The organism is Paraburkholderia fungorum (genome assembly GCF_046026025.1).
Taxonomy (GTDB): Bacteria; Pseudomonadota; Gammaproteobacteria; order Burkholderiales; family Burkholderiaceae; genus Paraburkholderia; species Paraburkholderia fungorum_E.
Genome location: NZ_JAQQFL010000025.1, coordinates 119474 through 137633 on the forward strand (window position 1 = coordinate 119474; position 18160 = coordinate 137633).

General features: G+C 62.5%; 18 protein-coding genes. 7 read left to right on the forward strand and 11 right to left on the reverse strand.

Features of this window, described 5'->3' with window-relative positions; genetic code table 11:
* The first annotated feature begins 28 nt into the window (after positions 1–28).
* The gene (locus PQR67_RS25095) at positions 29–973 is read left to right on the forward strand and encodes a LysR family transcriptional regulator (RefSeq protein ID WP_408465175.1); all 945 of its coding nucleotides are present in this window, start codon (positions 29–31) and stop codon (positions 971–973) included.
* Positions 963–2414 carry an aldehyde dehydrogenase family protein gene (locus PQR67_RS25100; RefSeq protein WP_408465209.1) on the forward strand — a complete coding sequence of 484 codons (1452 nt, stop codon included), beginning with the start codon at positions 963–965 and terminating at the stop codon, positions 2412–2414. The genes PQR67_RS25095 and PQR67_RS25100 overlap by 11 nt, the downstream gene beginning before the upstream one ends.
* Positions 2415–2513: 99 nt before the next feature.
* Here PQR67_RS25100 and PQR67_RS25105 read toward each other — a convergent pair whose 3' ends face one another.
* The 3 genes from PQR67_RS25105 to PQR67_RS25115 form a co-directional block, all read right to left on the reverse strand.
* Entirely contained in the window at positions 2514–3491 is a 978-nt protein-coding gene (locus PQR67_RS25105) for a 2-dehydropantoate 2-reductase (protein ID WP_408465177.1), read from the reverse strand.
* A 164-nt stretch (positions 3492–3655) separates the two neighbouring features.
* Complete coding sequence (locus PQR67_RS25110; RefSeq protein ID WP_408465179.1) at positions 3656–4270, reverse strand: LysE family translocator; 615 nt, start codon at positions 4268–4270, stop codon at positions 3656–3658.
* A gap of 27 nt (positions 4271–4297) precedes the next feature.
* A complete protein-coding gene (locus PQR67_RS25115) occupies positions 4298–4837 on the reverse strand; it encodes a hypothetical protein (protein ID WP_408465181.1) in 540 nt (179 codons plus the stop codon).
* A gap of 317 nt (positions 4838–5154) precedes the next feature.
* On the opposite strand from PQR67_RS25115, the gene PQR67_RS25120 reads away from it, so the two are divergent.
* The gene (locus PQR67_RS25120) at positions 5155–5544 is read left to right on the forward strand and encodes a DUF2946 domain-containing protein (RefSeq protein WP_408465183.1); all 390 of its coding nucleotides are present in this window, start codon (positions 5155–5157) and stop codon (positions 5542–5544) included.
* A 277-nt stretch (positions 5545–5821) separates the two neighbouring features.
* A complete protein-coding gene (locus PQR67_RS25125; protein ID WP_408465185.1) occupies positions 5822–7927 on the forward strand; it encodes a TonB-dependent receptor family protein in 2106 nt (701 codons plus the stop codon).
* A 41-nt stretch (positions 7928–7968) separates the two neighbouring features.
* Here PQR67_RS25125 and PQR67_RS25130 read toward each other — a convergent pair whose 3' ends face one another.
* Positions 7969–8553, reverse strand: a complete 585-nt coding sequence (locus tag PQR67_RS25130) for an IMPACT family protein (protein WP_507022008.1) — start codon at positions 8551–8553, stop codon at positions 7969–7971.
* Positions 8554–8739: 186 nt separating this feature from the next.
* On the opposite strand from PQR67_RS25130, the gene PQR67_RS25135 reads away from it, so the two are divergent.
* Positions 8740–9366 (forward strand): LysE family translocator, encoded by a 627-nt coding sequence (locus PQR67_RS25135; RefSeq protein ID WP_408465189.1) that lies wholly within the window; start codon positions 8740–8742, stop codon positions 9364–9366.
* A gap of 86 nt (positions 9367–9452) precedes the next feature.
* Here the strand turns inward: PQR67_RS25135 and PQR67_RS25140 are convergent, their stop codons facing one another.
* The 3 genes from PQR67_RS25140 to PQR67_RS25150 all read right to left on the reverse strand — a co-directional run bounded on the left by PQR67_RS25140 (position 9453) and on the right by PQR67_RS25150 (position 10844).
* On the reverse strand, positions 9453–9821 hold the full coding sequence (locus PQR67_RS25140; protein WP_408465191.1) for a hypothetical protein: 369 nt from the start codon (positions 9819–9821) through the stop codon (positions 9453–9455).
* A gap of 116 nt (positions 9822–9937) precedes the next feature.
* Positions 9938–10096 carry a hypothetical protein gene (locus tag PQR67_RS25145; protein ID WP_408465193.1) on the reverse strand — a complete coding sequence of 53 codons (159 nt, stop codon included), beginning with the start codon at positions 10094–10096 and terminating at the stop codon, positions 9938–9940.
* 67 nt (positions 10097–10163) lie between these two features.
* The gene (locus tag PQR67_RS25150) at positions 10164–10844 is read right to left on the reverse strand and encodes a TetR/AcrR family transcriptional regulator (protein WP_408465195.1); all 681 of its coding nucleotides are present in this window, start codon (positions 10842–10844) and stop codon (positions 10164–10166) included.
* Between the two features lie 65 nt (positions 10845–10909).
* On the opposite strand from PQR67_RS25150, the gene PQR67_RS25155 reads away from it, so the two are divergent.
* Positions 10910–11548, forward strand: coding sequence for a glutathione binding-like protein (locus PQR67_RS25155; RefSeq protein WP_408465197.1), 639 nt, complete (start codon positions 10910–10912; stop codon positions 11546–11548).
* A gap of 22 nt (positions 11549–11570) precedes the next feature.
* Here the strand turns inward: PQR67_RS25155 and PQR67_RS25160 are convergent, their stop codons facing one another.
* The gene (locus PQR67_RS25160; protein ID WP_120347438.1) at positions 11571–11828 is read right to left on the reverse strand and encodes a DUF2866 domain-containing protein; all 258 of its coding nucleotides are present in this window, start codon (positions 11826–11828) and stop codon (positions 11571–11573) included.
* Positions 11829–12138: 310 nt separating this feature from the next.
* On the opposite strand from PQR67_RS25160, the gene PQR67_RS25165 reads away from it, so the two are divergent.
* Positions 12139–13254: a GGDEF domain-containing protein gene (locus tag PQR67_RS25165; RefSeq protein ID WP_408465199.1), complete on the forward strand. Its 1116-nt coding sequence runs from the start codon at positions 12139–12141 to the stop codon at positions 13252–13254.
* Positions 13255–13316: 62 nt separating this feature from the next.
* On the opposite strand, the gene PQR67_RS25170 is transcribed toward PQR67_RS25165, so the two are convergent.
* The 3 genes from PQR67_RS25170 to PQR67_RS25180 form a co-directional block, all read right to left on the reverse strand.
* On the reverse strand, positions 13317–15083 hold the full coding sequence (locus tag PQR67_RS25170) for a peptidoglycan D,D-transpeptidase FtsI family protein (RefSeq protein WP_408465201.1): 1767 nt from the start codon (positions 15081–15083) through the stop codon (positions 13317–13319).
* A 120-nt stretch (positions 15084–15203) separates the two neighbouring features.
* A complete protein-coding gene (locus tag PQR67_RS25175) occupies positions 15204–15827 on the reverse strand; it encodes a trimeric intracellular cation channel family protein (RefSeq protein ID WP_408465203.1) in 624 nt (207 codons plus the stop codon).
* Between the two features lie 409 nt (positions 15828–16236).
* Complete coding sequence (locus tag PQR67_RS25180; protein WP_408465205.1) at positions 16237–17778, reverse strand: methyl-accepting chemotaxis protein; 1542 nt, start codon at positions 17776–17778, stop codon at positions 16237–16239.
* Positions 17779–18160: the final 382 nt, after the last annotated feature.

The window sequence follows — 18160 nt, forward strand, 5'->3', positions numbered from 1 at the left end:
TGGGCTGCCCCTACCCGGCAATGACGTCATGAATGTCTCGCTGCAGCAACTCAAAGTGTTCGTCGCCGTTGCGCGTGAACGGAGCTTTACGCGCGCGGCGCGCGAGTTCGATCTGACGCAGTCGGCGGTGAGCCGTTGTGTGCGCGAACTTGAAGATGCGGTCGAATTGAAACTGTTCGATCGCACCACACGCCAGGTAGAACTGACTCATGCGGGCGCGAGTCTGGAGCGCAGAATCGGTCGCCTGCTCGATGAAATTGAGTTGACGTTGCGCGAGGAGCGTGCCGCTTACGAAGGACACACCGGCGTGGTTGTGCTGGCGAGCAATCCGGTGCTGTCGTCGAGCTGGGTGGCACAGGGGCTCGCTCGTTGTGCGTCGGCGTTTCCCGAACTGATCGTGTCCGTCAAGGACCAGCCGCAAGGCAGTGTGCTCGCGAGCGTCGAGCAGGGGGAAGTGGACTTCGGTGTGGTCTCGGTAGCGGAGCCGCTGAACGCCGATCAGTTGCATGCGCAAATGGTTTTCACGACGCAACTGCAGGTGGTGATGCCACCCGCGCATCCGTTGGCGCGGCAAGCCGCCGTCCCGTGGTGCGCCTTGCAGGACCATGCGCTCGTTACGCTGAATGCCGATGCGGGTGTGCGCACCGCGCTTGAGCTCGCCTTCAGCACGCACGGTCTGAAGCGACGGCCGGTTCAGGAACTCGGACACGTCGCGGCGGTGTCGCGCATGGTCGAACTGGGTATCGGCGTCGGTGTTTTACCGGTCGGCGGACATTGGCCCGTACCCGCCGCGTCGTTGGTGAGCAGACCGCTGGTTCCCGAGATGAATCTGACGACGCTGCTCGTGCATCGCCGCAACCGCTCCCTCAGACCCAACGCCGCGGCGGCGTGGGCGCAGTTCGCCGCCCTGACCGATCCGCTGCTAGTCAGCCCACGCGACATTTCCCACAAGGAGCTTCATGATGGAAACTGAAACCGACCTCAGGCGCCATGATCTGCTGATCGACGGCAAGCGTTTGCCGCCCGGCACCGGCGAATATTCCGTCGACATCAACCCGGCAACCGAAGAGCCGATTGCACTGGTTGCACAAGGCAGTGCGGCTGACGTCGATACCGCGGTCCACGCGGCGCGTGCCGCATTGAAAGTGTGGAACGCGATACGGGCAGCCGAACGAGGCCGCATCCTGATGCGTCTCGCGGGGCTGATGCGCGCGAATCTGGAAGAGCTCGCCGCGTTGGAAAGCCTCGACGCGGGCAAGCCGATCTCGGCGGTGATGCGCCAGGACATTCCCGCAGCGATCGATACGCTCGAATACTACGCAGGCTGGTGCGACAAGATCAACGGGCAGGTGGTGCCGGTGCGTCCCGACGCCTTGACGTACACGCTGCGTGAGCCGGTCGGCGTGGTCGCCGCGATCGTGCCGTGGAATTTCCCGCTGATGATCGGCATGTGGAAAATCGCGCCCGCTTTGGCATGCGGTTGCACGCTGATCGTCAAACCGGCGGAAATTACGCCGCTGAGCGCGTTGCGTGTCGGCGAACTGGCACTCGAAGCCGGCGTACCGCCGGGAGTACTGAACATTGTCACTGGCAAGGGGCGGGTGGTCGGCGACGCGCTGGTGGCACATCCCGGCATCGACAAAGTGACTTTCACGGGCTCGCCGTCAGTGGGACGCGGCATTCTGCAGGGCGCGGCCGGCAACTTCAAACGCGTCACGCTGGAGCTCGGCGGCAAGTCGGCGAACCTGATCTTTCCAGATGCGAATCTCGACAATGCGGTGCGAGCCGCGGCGTCCGGCATTTTCTTCAACACCGGTCAGGTATGTTCGGCCGGCTCGCGCATTCTGGCCCACCGTGACGTGTATGACGAAGTTGTCGAGCGTCTTGCGGCGCGAGCGAAAGCGATCAAGGTTGGCGATCCGGCGGCGCGCGAAACGTCGATGGGGCCGCTCATTTCCGCGGCGCAGATGAAGACCGTGCTTGGCTATGTCGAGGCAGGGCGCGCCGAAGGGGCGTCGCTCGTAACTGGCGGTGCGCGTGTGGGCGAACGCGGTTTCTTCGTCGAGCCGACGGTGTTCGCCAATGTCGAGCATGAAATGCGCATTTCGCAGGAGGAGATCTTCGGGCCGGTGGCAACCGTGATTCGTTTCAACGACGAAGCCGACGCGATCCGGATTGCCAATGGCACGTTGTATAGCCTCGCGGCCGGCGTGTGGAGCGCCGATATTGGCCGCGTGCATCGCGTGGCGCGTGATCTGAAGGCGGGTACCGTGTGGATCAATACCTACGGCTATACCGATGTACGCCTGCCTTGGGGCGGTTCCGGCGATTCCGGTTTTGGCCGCGAGCACGGCGACGTGGCGATTGAAAACTTCACCGAGCCGAAGGCGGTGTGGCTGGCGATCGATCAATAGCAGCGCAAATAAAGGATCGAACACCGGGTGTTCGATCCTTGCCTGAGGCCTGCCGCGAAATGTTGGCAGCGCGGCGCGAACCGCGGCGAGAGCGGACGCTCAACCGCTCTGCAATGCGATCCGTTCGCGCAGTTTGATCAGGGCGAGCACGACGTCGATCGTCGGCGTGGGCTCGGCAACGAGACGGCCCATTTCCTGGACCACCGTCAATAGCGGATCGATCTCCATCGGACGGCGGTTCTCCAGGTCGACCAGCGTGGAGGTTTTGTGCGCGCCGACCGCACCCGCACCGTCGATACGTTTTTCCACATCGACGCGAAAATGCACGCCGAACTGATCCGCAATGCGCTTGGCTTCCAGCATCATCGTACGTGATACCGCGCGCGTACCGGGGTCGCTGGTGAGGACGTCGAGCGTGGCGTGAGTCAACGCGCTGATCGGGTTGAAGCACAGATTGCCCCACAGCTTGAGCCAGATTTCGTCGCGGATATTGTCGCGGATCGGCGCGTCGAAACCTGCTGCCTGCATGATTTCGTGCAACTGCTGGATGCGCGGCGTGCGTTCGCCGCTCGGCTCGCCGATCGGGAATTTCTTGCCGTACACGTGCTTGATGACGCCCGGTTCGACGATTTCCGCTGCGGGGTACAGCACACAGCCGATCGCGCGTTCTGGGCCGAGCCGGGTCCATTGGCTGCCGTCCGGGTCGATGCTGGCGAGGCGCGTGCCGGCGAATTTTCCGCCGTGCTGGTAGAAGTACCAATAAGGAATGCCGTTGACGCCGGTGACGATCGCCGTGTGCTTGCCGAGAAGCGGCTGCATGGCCTCGACCACGCCGGGCAGCGAGTGCGCCTTCAATGTGATGATCACGAAGTCCTGCACGCCGAGTTCGCGCGGGTCCGACGTACAGCGTACCGGTGCGCTGTACGTTTCGCCGTCCATGATCAATCTCGCGCCGTGTTCGCGCATGGCCGCGAGATGCGCGCCGCGCGCGACGAAACTCACATCCGCGCCGGCACGCGCCAGTTGCACGCCCATCAAACCGCCAATCGCTCCTGCTCCGAAGATACAGATCTTCATGATGCCGCCCCTGTGACGATGAGAAGTCGCTTGCCCGGCGCCGCGCATGATCTTGCCGCGGCGGCGGGTTATTGATCGAGCATAAGGGTGCAGGACGATTGATGACAGTTAAAGTTTCTGCAGCCGTGTATTCGTTATTGTTTATGGTTACGCCGATGGACTGGCTATCGTGCCAGCAAAAAACTCACCCCGATCACCCCGAGAAACGTCCCGCAACAGCGATTGAACCAGCGCCTGACCTTCGCGTGAACCAGCCACTTGCCAAGGTGCATGCCCGCCCACGAGTAAAGTGCGATCGCCACGCATTCGAGCACCAGAAAGCTCGCGCCGAGTACAGCGAATTGCGGCAGCATCGGCTTGGCGATATCGACGAACTGCGGCAGGAACGCGGTGAAAACCAGAATCGCCTTCGGATTACCGGCGGCCACCAGGCACTCCTGCCGCGCGATCCGCCAGAGCGACGCGTCGTCCTGCTGCAGCGTGTCGATAGCGGGCGCGTCGCTGCGCCACAACTGGATCGCCAGCCAGATCAGGTAGGCGGCGCCCGCCAGCTTGATCGCAAGAAAGAACCACTCGGATGCGTGCAGCACGACCGCGAGGCCGGTTGCGGCCAACACCAGCATCAACGCGAATGCAACGAGCCGGCCGGTGCCGCCGACGAAGGCCGTCATGAAGCCGTGACGCGCAGCAACGTTGATCGATAGAAGATTGTTTGGGCCGGGCGCGAGGTTGATCGCGAAGCAGGCGGGCAGGAAGAACAGCCAGGCGGTGATTGACATGATCGGTCCGTGCGTTCGTCTTTGCGTTCAATTCACCGATCTAACGAAGCCCGGGTCGCTGATCAATGCATCGACGCTCAGCCTGACCGTATCTTCGATGGCGATGGTATTGCTGGTGAATTTAGGCGATTTCTGCCGGACAGTCTTGGTGGTTGAGAACACAACTTTCTGGGTTGTGGCATCGGTCACGATGTAGCGCATTTTCAGCGTCCAGAATGTGGGCGAGCGCGTGTCGTCTACCGTGAACTTCTCGATGCTGCCGCTCAGAACCTTCCTGCCCTCGGTGAGATGAAAACCGGCAATCTGCAAACTGCTCGCGATGCTGTTGCGCACGGTCTCGTTGATATCGGTTTTTAGCACGATGCCGGTCATCGCCGTGTTTTCGATCCGGTTCGGCGACACCTGGCCGTTCAGCGCCGCCATGTACACGAAATCGCGGGCGGGGGCGACGCTGAGCCAGCCGGTGGAATGCGCGGCCACTCGCGATGGGCAATTCAGGCCGAACCACGACCAGGAGCAGGCAGACAGCATCAACGGCAGGGCGACGGCGCTGCAACCCTTGAGCACAGTAGATCTCAGGGCCCGGCGCAGGGGATCAGGCGACGGCCGCAGAGACTGATTCTGTTGCGGCGACTTGGGCGCTGTGCTGGAAAAAGCGGCGGTCGAGGTCAGAGGGGTAGCCTTTCAAGTTGAGTCATCCCGGTGCAGAGCAGCATGGTAACAGCGAGCCGATCCGGTTCAATAACCGCCACGCATGTAAATCGCGAAACTTGCGCCATGCCGTGCAGGCCGCTATATCCATCATTGCGTCTCCATGAGCTTGCGATTTCGACGAACTTGCGTGGCATAATCGCACGGCTTTCATTTCAATAACACCTTGCCACATGCTGCGCCGCCATCTACAGAAGATCGGCAGTATCCTCGGATTGCTCGCAATCCTGATGGCAACGCTTGCGCCCACGGTGTCGCAAGCGTTGAGCGCGCAAGAACGTCTCGATGCAGCGCTGGTCGACCATTGTTCCGCGCAAACCGATGCGTTAGCGAGCAGTGGCACGCATGACTCGCTTGACTCACACTCGCTGGCGTTTCATTGGGAAGCATGCGGCTACTGCGGATTGCTCGCGCATTTCCCGGTCGTGCCGCCGGTGCCGCTTGCCTTCGCGACTCAGGCCGCGTTCACGCATACCGTTGTCGTTCATACCAGCGTCAGCGCACCGTCCGTTACGCCGCATTTCTACGCGCAGCCCCGCGCACCCCCTGCCGCCGTTCTCTGATTTCCGCCGGTCTGCCTGCGTGCCAGGCGTGACGCGCTTCCGCCTGGATGCCGCGGTTGCGCCGACGCGCATGCATGCCTGAGCACACAGACTCTTCCTCTTACGCCGCCGGTTTTCACCGCTAGCAGTGCCTGTGCGCGCTTGCATACGCAAGCGTGGGCCTATCGGCGCGTGCTTGCCGCGCGGCCCACTCGTACGCGTACTCGATCTGATCGAATGCGCGCGATATGCCACATTCAAAAGACGCTGCCACGATGCAGCGCCGGGACCTCATCCTATGTATCGATTCATCAAAAGAAGCAGTGCGCTGTCGAGCGCCGCGGTTTTATTCGCCACGCACGCGCTCGCGCAGACCAGCAAACCATCTGACGCTTCGGAGCCAAAACTGTTGGCGCCAGTCGTTGTACAAGGGCAGGTTGAGCGTTCGTTGACCTCCAGCACGCCGGCTCAACAAAAGCGCAAGCTCGACGAAACAGTGGGCTCGGTGGGCTTTGTGGATAGCGAGTCATATACGAACACGTATGCCTTCACCTTGCGTGACGTGCTGAGGGACGTGCCGGGCGTATTTGTGCAGAACCGCTATGGGCAGGAGCTGCGTCTGTCGATCCGCGGCTCGGGCATTGCGCGTTCTTACCATACGCGCGGCCTGGAAATTCTGCAGGATGGCATACCGACCAATCTGGCTGACGGCAGCGGCGACTACTACCAGATCGATCCGCTCGCGCTGCAGGCAACCGAGGTCTACAAGGGCGGCAACGGGCTCGCCTACGGATCGTCGACCCTTGGCGGCGCGATCGATTTTCTGACACCGACCGCGCGCACAGCGGCCGCGCCGAACATCTTGCGGCTCGAAGGCGGCAGCTACGGCACGGTGCGCAGCAGCGCGCAGTTTTCGCGCGTAGTGGGGCCGCTCGATTTCATCGGCACGTTCACGGTCGATCATAGCGACGGCTTCCGTCAGCATTCACGCGGGCAATATGAGCAGTTCAACGCCAATGTCGGCTATCGCTTCAGTCCGAACGTCGAGACGCGCTTCTATCTCGGCGCTTACGTCGTTGATCAGCAATTGCCGGGCACGCTGAGCCTGAGCGATGCGCTGAACAATCCGACCAAGGCGGCCGCCAGCGCGCTGTCCGGCGACCAGGCGCGCAACACGCGCACTGAGCGGATCGCGAACCGCACGACGGTGAAACTCGAGGTCGGTCAGCTCGACATCGATACGTGGGCTATCCACAAGAGCCTGTATCACCCGATCTTTCAGGTGCTCGATCAGGACGGCTGGACCTATGGCGTGGCGCCTCGCTATACGGCGACGCTGAACCTCGGCGGGATGCGCAACGACGTGATTGCGGGTGCACGCTTTTTCGGCGGCAACACGCAAGCGCGGCAGTACGTCAACGTTGCCGGCAATCGCGGCACGCAGACACTCGACTCGTCGCAGAACGCGTACAACTACGAGGCCTATGTCGAGAACCGTCTGTTCTTCCTGCCGACTGTGGCGCTGATGACCGGCGTCAAGGCGCTGCGTGACGTGCGTGAATATGTCGACCATGGCGGCCTCGCTGCAGACCCAAGCTATAAATCGGCGAGCCAGACCTACAACGGTATCAATCCGAAGCTTGGTTTGCTGTGGCAGCCGAATCGCGAGATTCAGGCTTTTGTCGACATCACGCGCAGCCAGGATACACCGGATTTCACCGATCTCACGCAATCGTTCGCATCGACCACGCGCTTCACGCCCTTGCAGTCGCAACATGCATGGACGCTTGAGATCGGCACGCGCGGCACGCGTGGCGCAGTGAGTTGGGATCTCACAGCGTATCAATCGATGGTGCGCGATCAGTTGCTGCAGTACACGACCAATCCGGATATTCCGGCCACTACGTTCAATGCCAGCAAGACCGTGTTGCGTGGTATTGAAGCCGGCGCTTCGGTCGATGTGTGGCGCGATGTTTTCAAGCCAGGTTCGGGAGACCGGATTACGCTGTCGGGCTTATGGAATCTGAGCGATTTCCGTTTCAAGGACGATCCGCAGTATGGGTCCAATCGGATTGCCGGTGTACCCGTCAACGTGCTGCGCGCTGCTTTGAGTTATGCACGGCCCGACGGTTTTCATGTGTCGGCGACCGTGGACTGGGTGCCGGCCGGCGCCTGGGCCGATGATGCCAATACGCTGCGCGTGCCGGGATACGCGTTGCTTGGCGTGCAAGCCGGAATGGATTTTCGCAATGGCGTGTCGGTGTTCGTGGACGCCAGGAATCTGACCAATAAGCGCTACGTCAGCGATATCAGCACGGTGGCCAAGGCCGCCACTGCGAGCGGGGCGATCTTTTATCCCGGAGAGGGGCGGAGTGTTTTTGCGGGCATAAGATACGCGTTCTGATGCTGCGTTTGCCCTCCTCGCGGGGAGAGGGGGCGAAGCGGTCAAAAGAAACCGGCTTTGCCCTGAGTCATATCCACGAGTGCCAGCCGGGCATCCTCCACCGCGTTGACGGGTAGCCGGACCGTCATCTTCACCAGCATCCCGTACGCGCTGTCGACGAGCCCGTAGTCTTCGGCTTCAATCCATCTGCGCACTTTCGCTTCATCGGCGTAACTCACTTCGACGACCAGCGTAACCTGGGCAATCCGCTCCACCCGTGGCGCGTCGAGGAGCGCCGAGGCGATCGCATCGGTATACGCGCGCACCAGCCCGCCGGCGCCCAGTTTCACGCCGCCGTAATACCGCACGACGGCCGCGAGCACGCCGTCCAGATCGTGATGCCGCAGCACTTCGAGAATGGGCCGCCCGGCGGTTCCGGACGGTTCGCCGTCGTCGGACATGCCTGACTGGCCGCCCGCCAGCAGCGCCCAGCACACGTGCGTTGCGCCAGGGTGCGCGTCGCGCAGACGCCGCAACTCGGCCATCGCGGCGTCGCGGTCGGCAACCGGTATCGCATGCGCGATGAAACGGCTCTTGCGGATTTCGAGTTCCGCGCAGAGCGGCGCGGGCAAGGTATAGGTGGGCAAGGCTAAGACTTCAGTGGACGAAAAAGTAGCGGGCCTCATGAGTCATGTGTGTCTCTCATGTGCGTTTCATGCGGCCCCGCGTCCGCCATGGTAACGGATCGCCGACGGGGTAATCGGCGAATGTCTATAATCGTCTGCTGAACGCGCGCCGGTCCACTGAAGCGGGCGCGCCACCGAGGAGACGACATGCTTGATTTTTCTACGCTAGGAACATTCGTTGCCGTTGTATTGGGGCTCTTTCTGATTCCCGGCCCGGCCGTGCTGCTGGTTTTGACGCGCACGGTGCATGGCGGGCGCAAGGCCGGCATACTCACCGGTCTCGGTATCGCAGTGGGCGATTTCATCCATACGTTAGGCGCAGCGGTTGGGCTGTCGGCCTTGCTGATGACCTCGGCACTTGCCTTCAATGCCGTGAAATTCGTCGGCGCCGCGTACCTGGTGTATCTGGGCATTCGCGCCTTGCGCGAAAAGCAGGCGAGCGCGCATTTGCCGGCGGTCGCGCCGGTATCCGCTTCCAAAGCATTTTTGCAGGCGATTCCCGCCGAAGTGTTGAATCCCAAGACCGCGCTGTTTTTCCTCGCGTTCCTGCCGCAGTTCGTTCACCCCGAGCACGGCTCCTCATTCGCGCAATTCGCGACGCTCGGTCTGATCTTCGTGGGCATGAGCGCGCTTTATACAACGCTGATCGTGCTGACCATTCGTCCGCTGGGCAAACTCGTCAAGCGCCTGACCTGGCTTAGCCGCTGGCAAAACAAGATTATCGGCGTGCTGTTCATTTCGCTCGGCCTGCGCGTCGCGACGCAAACGCGCTGATTCAGTTGGATTGACCTGGCTGCGCGCCGTTTTTGTTTGCGCGCGGCGGCAGAAATACGCCGGCTAGCTCGAGCGCCACGCTCGAGCTAGATGTTCCGGCGCTGCCGCCTCAAGCGGCCTTCACGTGCGTATTCCATCTGACCCTGGGTGCGCACGGCGAGCTTTTCCTGTTCGGCGCGGCTCATCTGCCGCGTATCGTCGATATCCCCAACACGCAGCACTTCTTGCGCGATCCGTATGCGTAGCGTCATCAATGGTTCGCCGCGCTCGACCAGCGTGCGGTCGGCGGCGCGCGCCTGCTGGACGCCGCTGTCGATCAGGTTGCGCAACTCCAGCAGCGTGAGCCGTTGGCGCTGGATCTCGAGGATGAGCCGCTGGATGGCCTGCTCGTCGCGCGTGCGCCACCAGACGCGCAGTTCAGCGAGCGTGGGAGGATCGAAGGGAGGAAGACGCATTGCTCAGACGAAAAGTACTGTATATGCATACAGTATAGCCCGTCTTTTTTACGGAAACGCGTGGCGTGTGTTGAACCGTACTCAGCCCCTTTCCAGGAGACAGGGCGTTACGGCTCTCAGCTGAGCGCGAGCATGATGGAGGTGGAGACCACGATGATGAAAAGACAGGCGGCAGTCAGTATGTCGTACGGATAGTTCATGTCGAAACCATGGCGCGTCGGGCGGATCGACCCATCATAGGCGTAACCGTTCTCTGCGACTGTCAACCATTGCAAAGGCACTGCTTTTCCGCCCGCCCATGATCCGGGGCACAACTAAGGATGCGGCCGAAACACCTTCCGCCTAGCGTCCACGTCCCTTCGCTGCGGTTTTGTCCGATGCCGGCCCAGATGACCCGCCCGCATTGCCGCATAGCAACGCCACCCCCGCAACCGCCGTCGCTCGCAACGACCCGCGCGAGTCCCCCGCGCGGGCGCGCAACGCGAGGCTGTGCAAAATCGCCGACGCGAGCTTCGCGAGGAGGGCGGGTTGCGCATCGGCGGCCAGTTCGCCCGCGGCCTGCGCCAGCTTGAAGCGTTTCTCGAAGACTTTGTCGTAGGTACGTAGCCCTTCGGCAAGCGCGGTGCGGACCTCGGCGTCAGTCGCCGCTTCGACCGTGGCGGTGCCGATCATGAAGCAGCCGAGCGGATCGCCCTCGGCGGGCAAATACCACGCGAGCGCGCCGTCATAAACGCGCATCAGCGCCTGCTGCAGCGGCAGGTCTTCGGCGAGCGCATGAACCATCGCAAGCCGGCCGGCCTCGATATACCGTTCGAGCGTGCTCAGATACAACGCGCGTTTGTCGCCGAATGCGCCGTACAGGCTCGGGCGGTTCATGCCAGTCGCGGCGCTCAATTGATCGAGCGAAGTGCCCGCGAAACCGCTGCGCCAGAACACGTCTCTCGCATCGGCGAGCGCCTGGTCGGAATCATAGGCACGCGGGCGGCCGCGTGGGCGGACTTCTTTTTTTGTACTGGTCGGCATAAAAATATGGCGGAAGTTATTTATATGCAATATAGTACAAAAACACCAACGACAGGGAATTCCCCATGGATCTGTACTTCTCTCCGCTCGCTTGCTCACTCGCCACCCGAATCTCCTTGTATGAGGCGGGGGCACAGGCCGGATACATTCAGGTCGACACGAAGTCGAAACAATTGGCGGATGGTTCGGACTTCTATCCGGTCAGCCCGCTCGGCCAGGTGCCGGTGCTACGCACGGACGAAGGCTGGCTGTTGACCGAAAACACGGCGATCCTGCCTTATGTGGCGGATCGTTATCCCGAAGCACGGCTCGCGCCCGTCGCGGGTACGGCGCAGCGCGCCCGGTTGCAGCAGTGGCTGGGTTTTATCAGTACGGAGTTGCATAAGGTAGTGTTCGTGCCCTTGCTCGATGCGCGCGCGCCTGAAGACGTGAAGCGCTATGCGCGCGACAAGGCTGCGTTGCGGCTAGGCGTTCTGCAAGATCATCTGGCGCAAAGCGAGTATCTGCTCGACGCGTTCAGTGTGGGCGACGCCTATCTGGTCACGGTGCTGAACTGGGCTTCGCACGGCGGCATCGATCTGTCGCAATGGCCGATGGTTGCTGGGTACTACAAGCGCTTGATGCGGCGTCCGAGTGTGGCCAAAGCTGCTGCGGAAGAATTCGCGCTGTTTGAGGCAGAAATGGCGAAGCACGCGAAAAGCTGAGGGCGGGTTGCCGGCTGCGCGATTAGTCGTCGCTATGCTGGCAGAAACGGCGCCCCGGAATGTGCGACACGACCGCCTGGGCGATTTCGAGCGGCGTGCTTTCCGCGGGCACCACGCGGCGGCTTGATTCGGGGTTGTGCTTCATGGTCCATTCGACGAGTCTGTACGAGCGTCCCCAAGGGGGCTGCAAAGGGTCCGAGACCTTGCACGAGTGGATCTGGCGCACCCATTCGTTGCCGGGCATCGCGCGCAAATGCTCGAATACCGTGTCTTCCACCATGGTTTGACTCCTTTTTCGCAGGCATGCTGTCCATCTATCGGCGCGTCGGCGACACCCCCGGAGAAAAAAAGCGCCGCCGATGTTCTGGCGGCTCAACAGGGGATGTTGTGCGCCATAGTTACAGGTAAGAATTAAGCCAAACTTAAGAGCGCGCTCAAAATCCCCGCGCCGAATCCTTCTGCCTGAGCGGCTCGTCAAGCCGCTGTTTTGCGAGCGCGGTGATCCAACCCTCAAGACCTCGCGGAATTGGCCGTTATTACAGCGATTGGGGCCGCCGACCCCGCTCCGCCTTCGGGCTCGCATCGATAACGTGACGAATCTCGCTCAAACGCCGCTTTCAGACCGCCTTCGCTCGCTCGTCGATACCGTGCAGCACAATGAGCGCACGCTGCGCCGCTTTCAGAACGTCGAGTTGAGGTTGATCGGCGCGCAGAATTTCACGTCGTTTCTCGACACGCTGTTCAGCCATCTGCCGCAGGAATTCTCGCTGGCGAGCGTGGTGGTGTGGCTCGACGACCGCGCGCCAATGCTGCTCGAAATTCTCGAGCCGGGCGCTTTGCATGCGCTCGACCAACCCAATCTGAGAACGTCGCGCGAAGCGGGTCTCGCGGCCCAGGGGCTGTGCGACGAGGGACAGCCGTGGCTGGGTAAGCCGGCCGATCTGCCAGATACGGCGTGCCGCGCGTTCTTCGGCGACCTCGCCACGCCGGCGAGCGCGATCTTGCTGCCGCTCGCCGCGGGCGATACCACCAGCGGCTATCTATGCCTCTGCAGCGACGATCCGGCGCGTTTCGCGGAGGGCATGGCGACGGATATTCTGGAGCGCTTCGCGAGCATCGTGACGGCGAGTCTGGACAATGTCGCGCATCGAGAGCGGCTCAAGCAACTCGGTATGACCGATTCGCTGACCGGCCTCGCCAATCGCCGCTACTTCGACGAACGGCTGCGCGAGGAGATCATGCGCGCCGTCCGGTACGGTGTGCCGGTCGCGTGTCTGTTCATCGATATCGACAATTTCAAGCTGATCAACGACACCTACGGACATCAGACCGGCGACCGCGCGCTGGCGGCGGTGGCGGCCTGCGTGCGGCAGCAGGTGCGCCTGGGCGACACCGTGGCGCGCTACGGCGGCGAAGAGTTCACCGCGCTGCTGCAAGGCGATCGGGCCGATGCGCTGACGGTAGCCGAGCGCGTGCGGATGGCGGTCGAAAAACTGGATTTGCAGGACGACCACGGCGCACGCATCGCGTTGACCGTGTCGATCGGCGTGGCCGCGCGCACGATTACCGGTACGCCGGCCGAGGCGGCCGTGCACGGCCACGCGATGATGGAAGAAGCCGACCGGGCGATGTACCGGGCCAAGCGCAATGGCCGCAACCGCATCGAGGCGCTGGCGAAAGCGGGCAGTGATAACGCGTCACGCTAGCCCTTGCTGCCGTAGCGGCGCGCAGCGAGTTTGACGGACAGGCCGGGAGCCGCGAGGCCGCCTCACGCATCCGGTGGCACCCCAAGCAATTGCAGCGCGCCACCCGTCACCGCGCCGAATACCGGGCCGGCTACCGTCCCGCCATAGAACGCCTTGCCGGCCGGATCGTCGATCATGACGGCGACGATCAAGCGTGGGTCGCTCATGGGCGCCATGCCGACAAACAGCGCACGGTAACGGTTTTTCGCGTAAGTGGCGCCGACCTGTTTGCGCGCCGTGCCGGTTTTGCCGCCGATCCGGTAGCCTTCCACCGCCGCCGCACGCCCAGTGCCGCCGGGACCCGTAGCCATTTCGAGCATCGAGCGGATCGCGCGCGCGGTGGCGGGCGTGGTGACCGCATGGCCTTTGTCCGCGGCCTGTGAGGTGTCGGCCGCACCCGCGTTCCCGTTTCCATTCGCGTGTCGATCCATGTCCTGGTCTGGACGCAATAGACTCACGCGATGCAGGGTGCCGTCGCCGGCATACGCGGTGTAGACCTGGGCGATCTGCAGCAGCGAGGTGGACAGGCCGTAGCCATACGCCATGGTCGCCTGTTCGATCGGACGCCAGCGTTTGTACGGGCGCACCTTGCCCGACGCGACACCCGGAAAGGTCAAATCCGGCCTCAACCCAAGCCCGTATTCCTGATACTTGTTCCAGATCGTTTCGGCGGGCAGATTCAGTGCAAGCTTGGCAAGCGCGATATTGCTCGACTTCTGCACCGCTTCGGCAACCGTCATCGCGCCATGATTCGACGTGTCGTGAATCACGGCCGGCCCGATCTTGTACCAGCCCGGCGCGGTATTGATGATGCTTTGCGGCCGCACCTTGCCCTCGTCGATCGACAGCGCGACGACGACCGGCTTGATCGTCGAGCCTGGCTCGAAGGTGTCGACCACCGCGCGATTGCGCAGTTGCCGTCCGGTCAGACGCGCGCGGTCGTTCGGATCGAAGCTCGGATAGTTGGCGAGCGCGAGAATCTCGCCGTTGCGGGCGTCGAGCACGACCACGCTGCCGGCTTCAGCGTGATGTCTGGCGATGGCGTCCTTCAATTGTGCGTAAGCGAGCTGCTGAATGCGCCGGTCGATCGTCAGGTGGATGGTGTCGCCGTTCTGCGCGGGCACGAGCGGCCGGGTCTCGGACACGACCCGGCCCAGACGGTCGCGGATCACTTCACGCTGGCCGGGCACGCCGAGCAGTTGTTCGTTGGCGGCGAGTTCGACGCCTTCCTGGCCGTTGTCCTCGATATCCGTGAAGCCGACCACGTGCGCCGCCGATTCGCCTTCCGGGTAAAAGCGCTTCGAATCCGCGATCTGCGTGATGCCGGCGAGCCCCAGTTTGTTGAGGTGATCGGCGGTGTCGGCATCCACCTGGCGCTTGAGCAGCACGAAGGTCTTGTCGCCGTTCAGACGCCGGCGCAGTTCTGCCATCGGCAGGTCGAGCAGTTTCGACAGCGGCGCGAACGTGGCTTCGTCGAGCAGCTTGGGGGAGGCCCAGATCTCATAGGTCGCGAGGCTGACGGCGAGCAGCGAGCCATTGCGGTCGACAATGCGCCCGCGCGTTGCGTCGAGTTCGAGGGTGCGCTGATAGCGTTTTTGCCCCTGATCGACGTAGAAATCCTGATTGACCACCTGCACCCAGAACGCGCGCGCCGCCAGCGACGCGAACGCGCTGAACACCAGCAGGATGACGAGCTTCGAGCGCCACATCGGCAGGCGCGCGGCCAGCAACTGGTTCTTCGCGACGGGCGCGTAGGGATCATGCGACTGCGATTTCTTCTTTTGGATCATGAGTGCGGTGAGCGAGCAGCGCTGCGTGGCGGGCTGAAACCGGCAATGCCGGCGGCCTGTTGCGCGTGACTGTCGAGCGGGCTCCTCGAGTGAAAGCCGCACGCGTGGCGTGCAGCCGGATTAGCTTGCGCCGCCCGAATCGGCGGCGGTGAATACCTTGAATTGCCAGCGAAACCGCACGGCCAGCATGCGCACTGTGAAGCCGCCTGCCAGCACCACGATGGAGGCCGGCCCCGCCGCCACATCGCAGGCTTGCAGGACCTCATACGCGGCGCCCGCGCCGAGCGCGATGCTGGCGTACAGTTCCTCACGCAACACGAGCGGCATCTGATTGCACAGCAGGTCGCGCAGCATGCCGCCGCACACGCCGGTGATCGCCCCGGCCAGCACGACGATCGCCGGGCTCACGTTCAGCGTCGCGGCGATATCGCAACCGATGATGGTGAACGCGATCAGGCCGATCGCGTCGACCGTGACGAACAGCCGTTGCCAGTTGCGCAGCCATTTGGCGCCGGCCGCGGCAATCGACGCTGCCCCGATTGTAATCAGAACGTAATCAGGATGCGAGATCCATGCAAGCGGATAGTGGCCGAGCAGCACGTCGCGCACCGTGCCGCCGCCGAGCGCGGTGACGGTGCCGACGAGGCACAGGCCGAAGCGGTCCATGCCGCGGCGCATGCCCATCATTGCGCCGGACATGGCTTCGGCGACGATTGCAAGCAGGTAGAGGGAATGAAGCAACATGACGGCGGGCCTTGGTGGGACGGCGCTCGCGAGGAAAAGGCTCCGGATTGGATGCCGCGAGGCGCGCGTTCGAAAGCGGCCATTATCGGAAGCGGCGGATCCTGATGAAAATGCCTTAAGCCGAATTCGGCGATGCCAAATTCGGCTTAACCTGGTTGCGGGATTGGGCGTGGTAAGCGTTTGCTGAACGGAGGCTTAATCTTCGTCTTCGCAAAGCGGACGCGGCCGTGGCTAAGAGCGGCCACAAAAAAGCCGCGCGAACTTGAAAATCCGCGCGGCTGGTTCGTTCGATTAATGCGTCAACTCCGACGCGGCGTGTTAAAGAGGCGCTCCCTGCCTGTCGAGCGCCTTCTTTTTTCTCCGGCTCTCCTTGCCCTGGCGTTCTATCGCCTGAAGAGCGTGCCCGGCCTCAGGCCGGCAACGCGAAGCTCGAGATCGCCTCGCGCAACACGCCCACCTGATCCTTCAGCGAATGGGCCGCGGCCGCGGCTTGTTCGACGAGCGCGGCATTCTGTTGCGTGACCTGATCCATTTCGCCGACTGCGCGATTGACCTGTTCGATGCCCGCGCTCTGTTCGCGCGATGCGTTGCTGATCTCCTCGAGGATTTCGTTCACGCGGCGTACCGACTGCACGATCTCGCCCATGGTCGAACCGGCGTTGGCAACCAGTGATGCGCCGGCTTCCACGGTATGGGTGGAGGTTTCGATCAACGCCTTGATTTCCTTCGCGGCCGTGGCTGAGCGTTGCGCGAGGCTGCGCACTTCGGCGGCGACCACCGCGAAGCCGCGGCCCTGTTCGCCCGCGCGGGCTGCTTCGACGGCGGCATTGAGCGCGAGAATATTGGTCTGGAACGCGATGCCGTCGATCACGCCGATGATGTCGCCGATCTGCCGCGAACTGCTGGTGATTTCGCCCATTGTGCGGACCACGTCGTCGACCACGTGGCTGCCGCGGGTCGCCACATCCGCGGCTTGCCCGGCGAGATGCGCCGCTTGCAATGCGCTGTCCGCGTTCTGCTTCACGTTGACCGTCATCTGATCCATGCTCGACGCCGTTTCGACAAGCGCCGCGGCCTGCTCCTCGGTGCGCTGCGACAGGTCAGTATTGCCGGCGGCGATTTCGGTCGCGCCGATATTGATGTTTTCGGTGCCCAGGCGTACGCGCGAAACCGTATCGACGAGACCGGCCTGCATGGTGTGGAGGGCGTGCAGCAGACTGTTGGTGTCGTTCGCTTGCACCGGCACGTGGCTAGCGAGGTTGCCGCGCGCCATCAGTTGAGCTGCCTCGACGGCGACTTCGAGATCGCCGCCGAGCGTGCGGCGGATGCTGCGCAACACCAGCAGCATGACGACGGTGGCGATCGCGCCGAGCGTCAGGGTGATGACGAGCCAGCGCAGCAGATTTGCGTAGAACGCGCGCTGCACGTCGTCCATATACATACCGGTGACGAGATACCAGTCCCACGGTGCGAAGTGCAGCGAGAAGCTGGTTTTCGCCACGGGTTTATCGCTACCGGGCTTGGCCCAGAGATAGTCGACGTAGCCGCCGCCGTCGTGATTGCCTGCGTCGACGATATCGGTGAACAGATGATTGCCGGCCGGGTCGGTGAATTGCGCCATGTTCTTGCCGACCATTTCCGGCTTGATCGGGTGCATCAGCATGACCGATTGCGAGTTGTTGACGGAGATGTAGCCGTCTTTGCCGTAGCGCATGGCGGCGAGTGTCTCGAGCGCCTGCTTTTTGGCTTCGTCTTCGGTGATGGTGTGTTGCTGGGCGAGGGTGTAGTAGCGGTTGACGATGTGATTCGCCTGATCGATCAGCGAGGCAAGTTGATCGCGGCGGTCCGAGATCATCGACGCACGGTTTTGCCATGCGCCGAAGCCGCCGATCAGGATCAGGCCGGTCCAGAGGACCGCGATCATTGAGGCTAGTTTTTTGTTCAGAGTCATAGCAATGGGGGGGTTGCGCTTTTGCTTTGGCTTTTGCTTTCGCTCTCGCGCGGTGGTCGGTCAGGGGGCTCGTTCACTTTTTTCGCTTGCTGCGTGTGGCTTGTTGCTCTTTGTGTTTACGGCTTCTCGTTCTTCCCTCCACAGGGGAGGGGAAACCCGCTGTTTTATTCGTCTGACTAAATGAAGGTGGGCTTGCTGGTGGTGCTTGTTGTCTGTTTGCTTACGGTGTTGGCCTTTTCTTGCTCTTGTTTTGTTGGCCTTTCCTTGCTGTGTTAGTGGTCTATTTGGTCTGTGTGCCTGCGGCGTTGGCCTCTCCTTGCTTTGTTATCGGTCTATTAGTGTTGCCCCTGTGCGGGGCGGCACTTACTTTCTTTGCCGCCGC

What these genes read in the sequence shown, in the direction of transcription:
- PQR67_RS25175 (WP_408465203.1), bottom strand. Translation starts at nt 15,827, where the DNA reads ATGTTGCTTCATTCCCTCTACCTGCTTGCAATCGTCGCCGAAGCCATG.
- PQR67_RS25160 (WP_120347438.1), bottom strand. Translation starts at nt 11,828, where the DNA reads ATGGTGGAAGACACGGTATTCGAGCATTTGCGCGCGATGCCCGGCAAC.
- PQR67_RS25105 (WP_408465177.1), bottom strand. Translation starts at nt 3,491, where the DNA reads ATGAAGATCTGTATCTTCGGAGCAGGAGCGATTGGCGGTTTGATGGGC.
- PQR67_RS25155 (WP_408465197.1), top strand. Translation starts at nt 10,910, where the DNA reads ATGGATCTGTACTTCTCTCCGCTCGCTTGCTCACTCGCCACCCGAATC.
- PQR67_RS25100 (WP_408465209.1), top strand. Translation starts at nt 963, where the DNA reads ATGGAAACTGAAACCGACCTCAGGCGCCATGATCTGCTGATCGACGGC.
- PQR67_RS25095 (WP_408465175.1), top strand. Translation starts at nt 29, where the DNA reads ATGAATGTCTCGCTGCAGCAACTCAAAGTGTTCGTCGCCGTTGCGCGT.
- PQR67_RS25125 (WP_408465185.1), top strand. Translation starts at nt 5,822, where the DNA reads ATGTATCGATTCATCAAAAGAAGCAGTGCGCTGTCGAGCGCCGCGGTT.
- PQR67_RS25170 (WP_408465201.1), bottom strand. Translation starts at nt 15,083, where the DNA reads ATGATCCAAAAGAAGAAATCGCAGTCGCATGATCCCTACGCGCCCGTC.
- PQR67_RS25150 (WP_408465195.1), bottom strand. Translation starts at nt 10,844, where the DNA reads ATGCCGACCAGTACAAAAAAAGAAGTCCGCCCACGCGGCCGCCCGCGT.
- PQR67_RS25135 (WP_408465189.1), top strand. Translation starts at nt 8,740, where the DNA reads ATGCTTGATTTTTCTACGCTAGGAACATTCGTTGCCGTTGTATTGGGG.
- PQR67_RS25140 (WP_408465191.1), bottom strand. Translation starts at nt 9,821, where the DNA reads ATGCGTCTTCCTCCCTTCGATCCTCCCACGCTCGCTGAACTGCGCGTC.
- PQR67_RS25110 (WP_408465179.1), bottom strand. Translation starts at nt 4,270, where the DNA reads ATGTCAATCACCGCCTGGCTGTTCTTCCTGCCCGCCTGCTTCGCGATC.
- PQR67_RS25180 (WP_408465205.1), bottom strand. Translation starts at nt 17,778, where the DNA reads ATGACTCTGAACAAAAAACTAGCCTCAATGATCGCGGTCCTCTGGACC.
- PQR67_RS25120 (WP_408465183.1), top strand. Translation starts at nt 5,155, where the DNA reads ATGCTGCGCCGCCATCTACAGAAGATCGGCAGTATCCTCGGATTGCTC.